11 protein-coding genes are annotated in these 12912 nt (G+C 70.8%); 6 read left to right on the top strand and 5 right to left on the bottom strand.

The window, feature by feature from the left end; genetic code table 11:
* The first annotated feature begins 227 nt into the window (after positions 1-227).
* The 5 genes from ABZ664_RS19945 to larE are packed head-to-tail and all read left to right on the top strand — an operon-like array spanning position 228 to position 5085.
* Positions 228-1028: a FadR/GntR family transcriptional regulator gene (locus tag ABZ664_RS19945; protein ID WP_362511514.1), complete on the top strand. Its 801-nt coding sequence runs from the start codon at positions 228-230 to the stop codon at positions 1026-1028.
* Positions 1025-2305, top strand: coding sequence for a nickel-dependent lactate racemase (gene larA / locus ABZ664_RS19940; protein WP_362511511.1), 1281 nt, complete (start codon positions 1025-1027; stop codon positions 2303-2305). The genes ABZ664_RS19945 and larA overlap by 4 nt, the downstream gene beginning before the upstream one ends.
* Positions 2302-3039, top strand: coding sequence for a nickel pincer cofactor biosynthesis protein LarB (gene larB, locus ABZ664_RS19935; RefSeq protein WP_362511508.1), 738 nt, complete (start codon positions 2302-2304; stop codon positions 3037-3039). Before larA ends, larB begins: the two co-directional genes overlap by 4 nt.
* Entirely contained in the window at positions 3036-4205 is a 1170-nt protein-coding gene (gene larC / locus ABZ664_RS19930) for a nickel pincer cofactor biosynthesis protein LarC (protein WP_362511504.1), read from the top strand. The genes larB and larC overlap by 4 nt, the downstream gene beginning before the upstream one ends.
* A 49-nt stretch (positions 4206-4254) precedes the next feature.
* A complete protein-coding gene (gene larE / locus ABZ664_RS19925) occupies positions 4255-5085 on the top strand; it encodes an ATP-dependent sacrificial sulfur transferase LarE (RefSeq protein ID WP_362511501.1) in 831 nt (276 codons plus the stop codon).
* A gap of 143 nt (positions 5086-5228) precedes the next feature.
* Here larE and ABZ664_RS19920 read toward each other — a convergent pair whose 3' ends face one another.
* The 5 genes from ABZ664_RS19920 to ABZ664_RS19900 form a co-directional block, all read right to left on the bottom strand.
* A complete protein-coding gene (locus ABZ664_RS19920; RefSeq protein WP_362511498.1) occupies positions 5229-7589 on the bottom strand; it encodes an NEW3 domain-containing protein in 2361 nt (786 codons plus the stop codon).
* A 79-nt stretch (positions 7590-7668) separates the two neighbouring features.
* Positions 7669-8862: a mandelate racemase/muconate lactonizing enzyme family protein gene (locus ABZ664_RS19915; protein WP_362511495.1), complete on the bottom strand. Its 1194-nt coding sequence runs from the start codon at positions 8860-8862 to the stop codon at positions 7669-7671.
* Positions 8863-8887: 25 nt separating this feature from the next.
* The gene (locus tag ABZ664_RS19910) at positions 8888-9715 is read right to left on the bottom strand and encodes a carbohydrate ABC transporter permease (protein WP_362511492.1); all 828 of its coding nucleotides are present in this window, start codon (positions 9713-9715) and stop codon (positions 8888-8890) included.
* Positions 9715-10542, bottom strand: a complete 828-nt coding sequence (locus tag ABZ664_RS19905) for a sugar ABC transporter permease (RefSeq protein WP_362511489.1) — start codon at positions 10540-10542, stop codon at positions 9715-9717. The genes ABZ664_RS19910 and ABZ664_RS19905 overlap by 1 nt, the downstream gene beginning before the upstream one ends.
* 184 nt (positions 10543-10726) lie before the next feature.
* Positions 10727-12001, bottom strand: a complete 1275-nt coding sequence (locus ABZ664_RS19900) for an extracellular solute-binding protein (RefSeq protein WP_362511486.1) — start codon at positions 11999-12001, stop codon at positions 10727-10729.
* Between the two features lie 140 nt (positions 12002-12141).
* On the opposite strand from ABZ664_RS19900, the gene ABZ664_RS19895 reads away from it, so the two are divergent.
* Complete coding sequence (locus tag ABZ664_RS19895) at positions 12142-12912, top strand: FadR/GntR family transcriptional regulator (protein ID WP_362511483.1); 771 nt, start codon at positions 12142-12144, stop codon at positions 12910-12912.

Raw genomic sequence — 12912 nt, 5'->3', positions numbered from 1 at the left:
GGACATGGGATGTCTTTGTAATCCTCCTGACGTGATGTGTCTAGACCCTCCGACGAAATACTATGAAAGTTGCACAGAAGTCGGATATTTAGCGTCTTTATCGCGCGCCATACAGCCCATGTTTACTCCCCGGCGAGTCGGGCTCTCGCGCGGACATGGGATGTCTGTTATGTTCCGGCGGTGACCCGCGTATCGATCGTGCGACTCCACAACCGGAGGTCGAGGCCGTGTCCCTGACCGACGAGGCGATCTCCCGCATCCGGGCGCTCGTCCAGTCGGGGGAGCTGCCCCCTGGGTCGCGGCTCCCCCCAGAACACCAGCTCGCCGCCCACCTCGGCGTCTCCCGCAACCCGTTGCGCGAGGCGGTCAAGGCACTCGTCGTGGCCAGGGTGCTCGACGTGCGGCGCGGCGACGGCACCTACGTCACCAGCCTGGAGCCGAGGCTGCTGCTGGAAGGGCTGGGACTCGCCGTCGAGTTGCTGCGCGACGACACCCTGCTGGAGATCGTCCAGGTGCGGCGAATGCTGGAGCCCGCGGCGACCGCACTGGCCGCGTCCAGGATCTCCGCCGCCCAGCTCGCCGAGATCGGCGAGCACCTGGCCGCGATGCGCGAGGCGAGCGACGACGTGGAGAAGCTGATCCACCACGACGCCGCCTTCCACCGCGCCGTGGTGCGGGCGACAGGCAACGAGACGCTCTCCACCCTGCTCGACGGGATCTCCGGCCACACCCTGCGGATGCGGGTGTGGCGCGGCACGGTCGAGGCCGGCAGCTCGCACAAGACCATCGCCGAGCACGAGGCGATCTACAACGCCCTCGCCGCCGGCGACGCGACGCTCGCCCAGGCGGCGGCGCTGATGCACATCGGCACGACCGAGACGTGGATCCGCTCGGTGCTCGAAGACGTCGAGAACTCCCCGAGCGAGGCCGACGGTGATCAGACCCCGCCCGGCACCGGCCTCGCCGACGGGCTCTGGCAGGATCTCGGGGGAGACTCGGGGGAGAGGGAGACGAGGGAGACACGGTGAAGATACGCCTGGCCTACGGGGAGACCGGCCTCACGGTCGAGCTGCCGGACACGGCCACCACGGTGGTCACCCCCGTACACCACGAGGCCGCGCCCGACCAGATGGGCGTGCTGCGGGCGGCCCTGCGCGACCCGGTGTCCGGGCCGCCGCTGCGCGAGAGGGTACGGCCCGGACAGACCGTCGCCATCTCGGCCTGCGACGGCACCCGCCCCCAGCCGCGGCACCTGATGATCCCGGCGATCCTCGACGAACTCGACGGCGTCGTCGACCTCGACGACGTGACCATCCTCGTCGCGACCGGCACCCATCGCGGCAACACCGAGGCCGAACTGCGCGCGATGTTCGGCGACGCGGTCGTGGACTCCGTGCGGATCGTCAACCACGACGCCCGCGACCCGGGCTCGCTCACCTACCTCGGCCGCTTCGGCAAGGACGTACCGGTATGGCTGAACACCGCCTGGGTCGAGGCCGATGTGCGGATCACCACCGGTTTCGTGGAACCACACTTCTTCGCGGGCTTCTCCGGCGGCCCCAAACTCGTCGCCCCCGGCCTGGCCGCGCTGGAGACCGTCCTCACCCTGCACGACGCCGCGCGCATCGGCGACCCCCGGGCCACCTGGGGGGTGATCGAGGGCAATCCCGTGCACGACGACGTGCGGGCGATCGCCGAGGCCACCGGGGTGACCTTCGCCCTCGACGTGATCCTCAACCGGGACAAGGACATCGCGGCGGCGTTCGGCGGCGACATCCTGCCCATGCACGCCGCCGCCACCGCGGCCGCCCGCCGGGTCGCGATGCGAGAGGTCGAGGCGCCCTTCGACGTGGTGGTCACCACCAACTCCGGCTACCCCCTCGACCAGAACCTCTACCAGGCGGTCAAGGGCATGTCGGCGGCGTTCCAGGTGGTCAGGCCGGGCGGCGTGATCGTCTGCGCGGCCGAGTGCCGCGACGGCTTCCCCGACCACGGCTCCTACCGCGAGGTGCTCGCCTCCGAGCCCTCCCCGCAGGCGCTGCTCGACGCGATCGCCGCCAGGCCGGTGACCGTCCCCGACCAGTGGCAGGTGCAGATCCAGGCGCGCATCCAGGCCGGCGCCCGGGTGGTGATGCACACCTCCTACCTCGGCGACGCCGACCTGGCGACCGCCCACCTGGAACAGACCGACGACATCGCGGCCACGGTGAACGAGGCGCTGGCCGCCGCCGGCCCCGGCGCCCGCGTGTGCGTGCTGCCGGAGGGGCCGCAGACCATCCCGTACCTGTCCGGTGGCCGGGCGTGAGCGAACGCGTGGTGGACCTGGGGTTCGCCAGGGTCGACGTGGACCGGGAGGCCCGCCAGGGGGCGCCGGAGGTCGTCTACGGGCCCGGCAAGACCGCCGGGGAGATCGCCGCCATCGCGTCCGCCCTGCTCGCCCGCAACACCGGCCCGGTGCTGGCCACCCGGGTCGAGGAGGCCGACGCCCAGAGCGTCCTCGCGGCCGTGCCCGGCGGGTCCTACGACCAGGCGGCGCGGCTGCTGGCATGGCGGCCGGCCGCGAGTGGACCCTTCGCGGTCGCGGTCGTCACGGCGGGCACCTCCGACGGTCCGGTGGCGGCCGAGGCCGCGGCCGTGGCCCGGGCGCTCGGGCTCGCCGTCACCGTGATCCGCGACGTGGGCGTCGCGGGAATCCACCGGCTGCTGGCCGAGACCGAGCGGCTCCGCGCGGCCGACGCGGTGATCGTCGTGGCGGGCATGGAGGGCGCGCTGGCCAGCGCCGTCGGAGGTCTCGTGGCGGCGCCGGTGATCGCCGTGCCCACCTCCGTCGGGTACGGCGCGGCCTTGGAGGGCGTCACCGCCCTGCTGGCGATGCTGTCCTCGTGCGCCGCCGGCCTCACCGTGGTCAACATCGACTCCGGCTTCGGCGCCGCCATGGCGGCCCACCGCCTCGCCCACACCGCCACCCGCCGCACCCTCTCACCACCCCCGCCCACCCCGGCCGGCGCGGAGGCGGCGCGGCCCGGAGGACGGCCGTGATCTGCTGGGTCAACCCGTTCACGGGGCTCGCCGGGGACATGCTGCTGGCGGCGCTCATCGACGCCGGGGCACCGCTGGAGGGCATCCGCGCGGCGGTGGGATCGACCGGCCTCACCGGCTGGGAGCTGACGGCCGAGCGGGCACTCAGCCACGGCCTGGCGGTGACCCGGGTACGAGTCGCGGTCACCGACACGGCGACCGAGCGGCGGGCCGCCGAGCTGATCGCGATGGCCGGGGCCGCCCGGCCCGAACCGGTCGCCGCCCTCGCCGTCGACGCGCTGCGGGCGATCGCGGAGGCGGAGGGCCGTATCCACGGCACCGACCCCGGCCAGGTGCACCTGCACGAGCTGGGCGGCCACGACGCGCTCGTGGACATCGTCGGCGTGGCCGCCGCGCTGCACCTGCTCGGCGTCGGTGCCGTGCACTGCGCCCCGATCCCGCTGGGCACCGGTACGGTGACCACCCGCCACGGCGTACTGCCCGTACCGGCCCCCGCGACCGCCGCCCTGCTGCGAGGGGCGCTGGTGACCGGCAGCGACCTGCCGGGCGAGACCGTGACCCCCACGGGGGCGGCGCTGCTGCGCGCCATGCGAGCGCGATACACCCCGCCGCCGGCGATGACCCCGGTGGCGACCGGCTACGGCGCGGGTACCAGGGAGCTCCCCGACCGCCCCAATGTTGTCGCCGTCACCGTCGCCGAGCCCGCCCGCGACGCCGGCACCGAACCCCTCGTCGTCCTGGAGACCAACCTGGACGACGTCACCGGCGAGGTGCTCGGGCACACGATCGCGCGAGCCCTCGACGCCGGCGCCCTGGACGCCTGGGCCACCCCGGCCACGATGAAGAAGGGACGACCGGCGCACGTACTGCACCTACTGTGCCGCCGTCCCGCCGTCCCCGCCCTGCGCGAACTGATCCTCGCCGAGACCGGCGCGCTCGGTGTGCGCGAGGTCGCGGTCGAGCGCACGGCCCTGCCCCGGCACATCACCGAGGTCGACCTGGAGGGCCATCGCGTACGGGTCAAGCACGGACCCCACTCGGCCAAACCCGAACACGACGACGTGGCCGCGGCCTCGGCCGCCCTCGGCCTGTCCCTGCGCGAGACGGCCGCCAGGGCGCTGCGGCTGACCCACGAGCGGCCCCCCACGCACGAGAGCCCAGGTTGACCTCCGCACCGCACCTCAAGGCGGGGGTCTCCACGCGGAAAGGAACACGATGACGGCCCTCGACGCCAAGATCACCGCACTGCTCGACCGGCTGGCGGCCCTGCCCTCGCTCGCCGTCGCCTTCTCCGGCGGGGTCGACTCCGCGCTGGTGCTGGCGGCGGCGGTCCGCTCGGTCGGGGCCGGCCGGGTCCTGGCGGTGACGGCGGTCTCCGACAGCCTCGCGGCCGAGGAACTCGACGCGGCACGGCGGTTCGCGCTCTCGCTCGGCGTGCGGCACCTGCTGCCCGGCACCGCCGAGACGGCGAACCCCGGCTACCGGGCGAACGGCCGCGACCGCTGCTACTTCTGCAAGTCGGAGGTGCTCGACGTGATCGGCCGGGTGGCGGCCGATCACGGCTTCGCGCACGTCGCCACCGGCACCAACGCCGACGACGCCGCCGACCCGTTCCGGCCGGGGATCAGGGCCGCCGACGAGCGCGGGGTGCTCGCCCCGCTGCGGGACGCCGGCCTGACCAAGGCCGAGGTACGGCGGGCCGGCAAGGCGTGGGACCTGACCGTCTGGGACAAGCCGGCCGCGCCCTGCCTGGCCAGCCGGGTGGCCTACGGGGTGGAGGTGACGCCGGCCAGGCTGCACCGCGTCGAGACGGCCGAGCGGGCGGTGCGCCGCCTGCTGGCCGGAGCCGGCCTGACGGTCACCGACCTGCGGGTGCGCGACCTCGGCGACCGGGCGCGGGTGGAGCTGGACGCCGACCTGTTGCCCCGGGCCTCCGGCCTGCCGGGCCTGGTTCCCGCCGTACGCGAGGCGGGTTTCCACGGCGCCCAGGTCGACGTGGCGGTCTTCCGCTCCGGAGTGTTGAACATCGAGCCGCTCCACCCCTGAGCGGCCACGCGGGCGCCCTGTGCGGGCGGGGGCGCCCGCGCGTGGCCCCGGCCGGAAAGACCTCACCTCGGGCCCGAGGTTCACCGAACCCGGGCCCGTCAACGGTGGGCCGCCGAACCCCGGATCGGTCCGGCCCGGCGACGTCAGGCCGGCGTTTCGTCTCCTCGCGATGGGGCGGGCACGCTCAGCGTGAGCGACCTGTCCAGGGCGTACTCGGCTTCGTCGGCCCGGAAGGTCACCGACGCCCTGACCCGCGCGCGGTCGAACGGGGGCGCGAACGACTCGGGCGCCGTGACCTTCCAGGTCTCGGCGGCCGAGGCGCCGGGGGCGAGCACGTCCCTCACCGGTTCGCCGGCGCGTTCGGCCCTCCAGCCCCGGGGGGCGGCGACCGAGACGGCCAGGCCGGTGGCCGGACGCTCGCCCAGGTTCTTCACCGTGACGGTGACGAGGGTCGAATCACCGGCACCCACGGTGACCGGATCGGCCGAGAGGAAGGCGCCGGCCGGGGGGCGCCGCGGGTCGGGGGCGCCGCGGTACGGCCCGGCGGGACCCGCCTCGTAGATCACCCGGCTGGCCTCGATCGGGAGGTTGCCACCGGTGACGACGACGTTCCCGCGGACGACGTTGCCGCGGCCGCCGTCGGCGATGCCGGTGATGGCGGGGTTGGTGGTGTAGTTCCCGGTCAGGGTGAGGTCGCCGGTGTGGTTGCCGACGCCGTTGTTGGCGTGCGCCCACTGCTCCGCGGTGTCGACGAACACGTTGCGGCGCACACTCAGGTACCGGGCACCCTCGTCGAAGTACAGGCCGAACTGACCGCTGTTCTCGCAGAAGTTCTCCTCGACGCGGCTGCGGGGTATCGCCGAGAGCGTGTAGATGCAGCCGGCCGCGTACATCGTCCGCACGACGTCGCGCACGTGGTTGCCCACGACGTGGACGTCGCTCAGAGTCGTCGGCGTGTCGTGGATCGGCTGGAAGTCGTAAAGCCCGCGATCGACGTAGTCGGGGCTGCCTCCCGCGTCGTTGGCGCCCCAGCCGTAACCGACGCCGATGCCTATGTAGGGCATGTCGGAGACGTGGTTGTGCTCGATGGTCAGCCGCGTGACGTAGGTGGCGAGAATCGCGGCCTGGTCCAGGTATTCGAGCGCGGTCGCGTAGACGCGGTTGTCGCTGAGCACGATGTCGCTGTTGACCATACGGGGATCGGACGGATGGTGCGCGTCGGGGCGCACGCCGCCGACCACGATCCCGCCGCCGGAACTCGCGGTGAACGTGCTCCCCACGACCGAGACCCGGTGTGCGCCCAGCCCCACGCCGGTGGCATGGGCGCCCGCGTCGTTGCCGATGCCGAGCCCGACGGAACCGAGGTTGACAAAGGTGCTGTCGAGGAATCCGATGTCGTCCGCCGCCGACACCTGCACCGCCGCGGGCGCCTGCGCCCAGTCGTTACGAGACGCCTCAAGCCCTGTGCAGCCGACGGAGCACGAGGTGAACGCGTCGGCCGGTCGACGGGGCTGGACGCCGCTGATGAACACGCCGGTCTGCTGGTTGGCGTATCCGTCGGACGAACCGGGGTGCAGCCACGTGGTGCCGGTGAAGGTGAGGCCCTCGAATCGCAGGTTGCGGGCGGGCTCGTCGTAGGTACCGCCGACCTGGAGCAGCGATTCCAACCGCGGTAGCTCCACCCGCGCGCGCGAGATGTCCTGCCCCGGGAGCGGTTTGTAGTAGAGCGTCCCCGACGCCGGGTCCAGATACCACTCGCCGGGCTCGGTCAGGAAACTCCTGGAGTTGAGCAGGAAGAACGTCGGGGTGCGGAACGGAGCCTGGACGGTGTCGTAGCCGTAGGTGTTGTTGTCCCAGGCCGGCTGTTGCATGACGACCGTCGATCCGGAGACGCTCCGCAGCGGCGCGAACCGGTTGGTGAACGTCAACATCGCCTGCAGTTCGATGCGTCCCTGGTCGGGCAGGGTGGCCAGGTAGGCGAGATCGGGGTTGTCGATGGTGAAACCGGTCGCGGTCGGCGTGATGTCGCCGGGTGCCAGCCTGATCCGCGCGCGTCGCGCGGGAACTCCGTCGACGTAGAGCTGCCGGGTGTCGAATCCGGTGCCGACTCGGGCCCGGTAGACGCCCGTGGCGGCGTCGTCGGGTTCCCAGCCGGTGACGGGCCGGGCGCCGCTCAGTACGGGTCTGGCCCCGCGCGCCGCCTTCCAGGTCACGGTGTGCCCGTCGCGCCCGGAGTCGGCGGCGTCGAGGCGCAGCGGTGAGAGCAGCCGGTGGATCCCGTCCAGGAGCAGGACGACGACGTCGCGGTCGCCCTCGGCAGCCGCCTCGCGTGCCCGCCGCCGTGCCTCCCACAGGGTCGCCAGTGGCCGACCCGTGGTGCCGGGGCCGCTGTCGTCGGCGTTCTCGGCCCCGGTGGGCGCGACCACGATCGTGTGGCCCGCCCGGGAGGCTTCCGCCGGGGCCGTGGCCGGTGTGCGTCTGTGCGGCACGAACGACGAACGCACGCGCGTTCCTTTCTTCCGGCCCGGGACGCTCATCCGGCCCGGGGATACGGCGTGGGCTGTCGGTGTCGAACGGTGAGGGCTACCTCGGCGCTCGGTCGCGCAGTTCCACGGCCAGGGGGGCGAGCAGGCGCTGCTGCGCGACCTGATCGTGATCGATCACCGAGAGCAGTCGGCGTCCGGCCTGCTCAGGACGGACGCCGGGGCCGTCGGCCGTCAGGGTGCCCGGCCGGCGGGTGAACCCCCTGATGACGTCCTCGTCGACCGTGACGCCCAGGCCGGGCGAGTCCCCGAGGTGGAACGCGCCGTCCTCGACGTGCAGGTCGACGGACACCCCCAGTGGCGGACGCAGGTCCTGCAACTCGCTGGCGATGTGGTTCGGCACCGAGGTCGCGGCGTGCAGCAGGCCGATCGGGATGTTGCCGATCGGGCTGACCGGCAGATCGTGGGCGTGAGCCAGGGCCGACACCCGCAGGAAATGGGAGACACCCCAGACCGCGGCCATCTGGACGATGTCGACGGCCCCCGCGGCCAGCAGCGGACGATACTGCTCAAGGCCGGTGAGGTTCTCCCCGGTGGCGACCGACGCGCGGATCCCGCGGCCGACGGCGGCGTGGCCTTCGGCGTCCCACCGCCGGACGGGCTCCTCGATCCAGGTGAGATCCAGGGTGCGCTCCAGTTCGCAGATGTGCCGGATCGCCTGCTTGCGCGACCACGACTCGTTCACGTCGAGCATCAGGCCCGGCCGCCTCCCGTGCCCGGCCGCGGTCAGGACCTCCTGCACCAGCGTCAGGCGCTGCATGTCCCGCTCGATGTCGAGGCCGCCCTTGATCTTGGCCGCCCGCAGGCCGTACCGGGCGTAGACCTCGTAGGCCGAGACGAGTTCGTCGTCGGTCAGGCCGATGTCCAGGCCGGAGGCGTAGGCGGGGACCCGCCTGTCACGCCCGCCCAGCAGACGCCAGAGCGGTTCACCGGCGATCTTCGCCTTGATGTCCCACAGGGCGGTGTCCAGGGCGCCGATGGTCCCGAACACCGCGCCCGCGTGGCCCGCCTTGAAGGTCTGCCGCAGCATGCGGTCGTACAGCGCCGCCACGCCGCGCGGATCCTCGCCCTCGATGGCGGCGAAGACGCCGTCGATCTCCACGTGGGGCCCGATGCCGACACCGGTGATCCCCTCGTCGGTGTCCACCATGACGATGGACACCGGAACGACCCCGTCGGCGTAGACGCCGTTGGAATCACCGACAGGACGGTCCCATTCCTGGACCGTCGTCAAAGTGCGATACCCCGAAATACGCATGTCAGCCCTTCGTGGAACCGGCGGTGACCCCGTCGGCGATCTGGCGCTGGAGAAAGAGATAGATCATCAACATGGGTACGGCGGCGATCAGCACCCCGGAGGCGAAGGTGGGGATGTTGTCGGAGTACTGTCCACGCAGCGAGGTGACCCCGACCATGAGGGTGCGGTGGTCGGCCGACGGCATCATCAGCAGGGCGATGAGCACGTCGTTCCAGCAGAACAGCGTGTTGAGAATGCCGACCGACAGCAGCGCCGGAGTGCCCATCGGCAGCATGATCCGCCGGTAGACGCCGTACGTGGTGTTCCCGTCGATCCTCGCCGCGTCGACGATCTCCGCCGGGATGGTCTTGTAGTAACTCGTCATCAGGAAGATGGTGAACGGCAGGAACTGCGCGACGTAGGCCAGGATCAGCCCCGGGTAGGTGTCGATGAGGCCGCTGTCGGCCATGACCCGCGCGAGCGGCACCATGATCACCTGAAACGGGATGAGCAGCGCCGCGAGACAGCCGAGGAAAAGCACCTTGGAACCGCGAAACCGCAGCTGGCTCAGCGCGAAGCCCGCCATCGACCCGAAGAGGAGCAGCAGGACCACCGAGATCGTCACCACGATGAGCGAGTTGGCGAAGTATCGGGCCATGCCGACGCTGGTCCACGCCGTGAGGATGTTCTCCCACTGCAGGGAGGTCGTCAGGGCGAAGCGGTCGAGGACGTACTCGCGCCGGGTCTTCAGGGCGACGTTGACGGTGAATATGAGGGGGTAGATCGTCGCCAGCGCGAGGAGCGCCATCGGGACGGCGAGCACCCACCTGAGCAGTCTCTTGCCGAGCATCAGTCCTGCCTCCCCGCGCGGCGGAGCACGCTGATCTGCAGGAGCCCCACCACGAGCATGATGAGGAAGAGGACCGTCGACGCGGCCGAGGCGAGCGCGGGGCGGTTCATCTGTCCCTGCTGGATCCAGACGTAGTACTCCGGCAGGTAGGTGGACCCCTCCGGGCCGCCGCTGGTCATGACGTACAGCAGGCCGAACATGGATGTCAGCATCCCGATCATCGTGGTCACGAAGACGAACTGAATGGTGCGGGTCAGGCCCGGGATGATCACGTGCCAGATGGTCTGGGGGAGCGACGCGCCGTCCATCCTGGCCGCGTCCAGGAGCGCGGAGTCCAGGGTGGCGAATCCGGCGAGGAACACCACCAGGGCCATCCCGAACGTCGCCCAGATCTGCACGCCGACCACCGCGAACATGGCGACATCCGGATCACCGAGCCAGTCGACGGGACCGAGGCCGATCGTCGCGAGGACGGAGTTCAACGGGCCGTCGAAGGCGAGCATCAGGTTGAAGATCGCACCGACGATCACCGGCGAGAGCACGGCCGGGAAGAAGTAGACGCTGCGGAAGACCCGGTGCCCGGGAACACGCAGGTAGATGAACGTCGCGAGCAGCCCGGGGATGGCCACCGCCAGCGGAAGCAGCAGCACCAGCAGCAAGACGTTGCGCAGCGCGCTCTGGAACGTCGCGTCCTGGAACATCTCCAGGTAGTTGTCGAAGCCGACCATCGCCCCGTTGCGCTCACCGTCGCCGGTGAAGGAGAAGTTGACGCCCAGCAGCAGCGGCCACAGCCGCAGGACCACGATGATCAGTAGGGCCGGAGCCACCAGAACGTAAGGCGCGAGGCGCTCGGAACGCAAGGAGCGGGAGGGCGGCCGGGAAACGATCCCGGTGTCGGCACGGCGTACCCGCTGCCCTGCTTCCTTCGTTCCTCCCGCACCGCCTGCACCGCCTGCCCGCCCGGAACCGACCGGGCGGGCAGACGGTGACGAATCTCTGACCGGCACGAGATCAGCTCGCCCGATCCGAGGCGGCCAGCTGCTCCACTACCTCGTCGACGGTCGCCGAGCCGCTCAGGAGCTGCTGGGAAAGCCTTCCCATCAGGTCCAGGGTCTTGGAGGACAACGCGACATGCAGTGCGGGCTTGCCTTCCTTGAGCTGGGAGACGAGCGTGCCGACGGCCGCGGGGGCCTGCGAGACATCGATCGTGGTGTCGGACGCGATCGCGCCGGCGTCGGAGTAGAAGGCGGTGAGGGCGTCGGTGGTGGTCAGTGACCGCACCAGGTCGGCGGCGAGCTTGGGGTCCTTCGCCCACTTCGCGACGCCGTAGCCGATGCCGCCGTCGTAGGCGAGGCTCGGGGTCACCCCGTCGGTGACGACCGGAGCCGGCATGACGCCGAGCTTGTCGGCCCCCAGGAACTCGCTGAAGTCCTTCCAGTGGCCGATGTCGGACATCAGTCCGATGATGTGGGCGGCCTTACCGGAGTTGAAGATCGTGAAGGCGTCGTTGAACATCGCGGTCGAGTTGGCCCCGTCGTTGTTCAGCTTCGCGTCGCCGGTGTCCTTCCACAACTTGAAGATCTTCTTCACGTTGGGGGAGTCCCAGACGCGCTTCCCGGCGATCCAGTCGTCGTACTCCTGTGCCGTCAGGATGCCCGAGCCGAGGCCCGACATGAAGAACTGGATGCCGGCGCCCTCCTTGTTGCCGAGCGCGAAGCACTTGGCCCCGGTCGCCTTCTTGATGGTGGCGCAGTCTTCGAGGAACTTGTCCCAGGTGGTGGCGGGGCTCGCCGGGTCGAGTCCCGCCTTCTCGTACAGCGTCTTGTTGTAGTAGATCGGGTGGCCCTGCAACGTCAACGGAGCGGCGTAGATCTTGCCGCCCTCGCTGAACGCGTCCCAGCCCGCCAGGCGCTGCTTGTCCTCGGCCATGTACTGGTCGAGTGGGAGGAGCGCGTCCACGCGGTCGCGGATCTGGCCGCCTCCGTTGAAGAGCATGACGTCGGGCCCCGCGCTGGACTGGATCGCCGAGCCCAGCAGGGTGTAGTACTGGTCGAAGGGCTGGGCCACGAACTCGACCGTGACGTCCGGATGCTTCTTGGCGAAGTCGTCCTTCGCCTTCTGGATGTAGTTGGCGGCGGACGCCTCACCCGATTTCCAGTCCCAGACCACGAGTTTCGTGACCTTGCCGGAGTCGCTCGGCGACGACGTGGGTCGCGTGGCGCTTCCGCAGCCGGTCAAGACCAGCCCCGCGGCCAGGACGGCCGACCAGAGTGCTCGCTGCTTCATTGCTGTTCACTCTCCAGAGGGTGGCCGGGCTCGCCCGGCCTTCGTTTGAGGCGAAACGTAATTCGTATGACGTCTGACGTCAATATGCGTGACATATACTGATGTTGAAATGTGGCGCCGCCCGCGGCACCGGAGGAGATATGACGGCATCACAGGAGTCGCCCCTGAGCTTGGCGTCCCCTCCGGCGTGGGTGCGACGGCCGACGAACCTCGCCAGGGCGGTCACGGCGGAGCTGGTGGAGCGCATCGTTCGCGGAGCGCACCCGCCCGGCACACCGCTGCCCGCCGAGCCGGTCCTCTGCGAGACCTTCTCGGTGAGCCGGACCGTCATCCGTGAGGCAGTGAAGATCCTTCAGGAGAAGGGGCTGGTGCAGGTCCGCCAGGGCAGCGGCACCATAGTCACCTCGCCGACGATGTGGGACATGCTCGATGAGCTCGTCCTCGCGGCGACCATCGCCGAGGACGAGAGCCTGGCGATCCTCGACGACCTCGTCGTCACGCGGCGCGTGCTGGAGTCCGACATGGCGAATCTCGCCGCCCGCCTCGCGGACCAGGAGACCATCGATCGGCTGCGTGCGCTGGTCGACCGGATGGACGAGCTCGTGGACGATCACGTCACGTACGCCGACCACGACCGCGCCTTCCACGACACGATCATGCAGGCGTCCGGAAACCGCATCGCCCGCGGCGTGGTGCGGGCACTGGAGAGCCAGGTCATCAACACCGCCCGCTACCTGGGCCAGCCCCAGCGGGCCCTGTGCGTGGCGTCCAACCTCGGTCATCGCCGTATTTACGAGCACATCGCCGCCCACGACCCCGGCGGTGCCGCCGGGGCGATGTTCACGCACATCACCGAAGCCTGGCTCGTTCGTCGCGGCGGGCCGAGCGATCCCGTGCGCCTGGAGCGCTGA

It is taken from the genome of Streptosporangium sp. NPDC006930, assembly GCF_040635605.1.
Classification (GTDB): domain Bacteria; phylum Actinomycetota; class Actinomycetes; order Streptosporangiales; family Streptosporangiaceae; genus Streptosporangium.
This window is presented reverse-complemented; position numbering and strand designations above follow the sequence as displayed.

Bases quoted from the DNA above. Each gene is read 5' to 3' on its own strand.
- larE (WP_362511501.1), top strand. From the start codon at position 4,255: ATGACGGCCCTCGACGCCAAGATCACCGCACTGCTCGACCGGCTGGCG.
- ABZ664_RS19910 (WP_362511492.1), bottom strand. From the start codon at position 9,715: ATGCTCGGCAAGAGACTGCTCAGGTGGGTGCTCGCCGTCCCGATGGCG.
- ABZ664_RS19895 (WP_362511483.1), top strand. From the start codon at position 12,142: ATGACGGCATCACAGGAGTCGCCCCTGAGCTTGGCGTCCCCTCCGGCG.
- ABZ664_RS19900 (WP_362511486.1), bottom strand. From the start codon at position 12,001: ATGAAGCAGCGAGCACTCTGGTCGGCCGTCCTGGCCGCGGGGCTGGTC.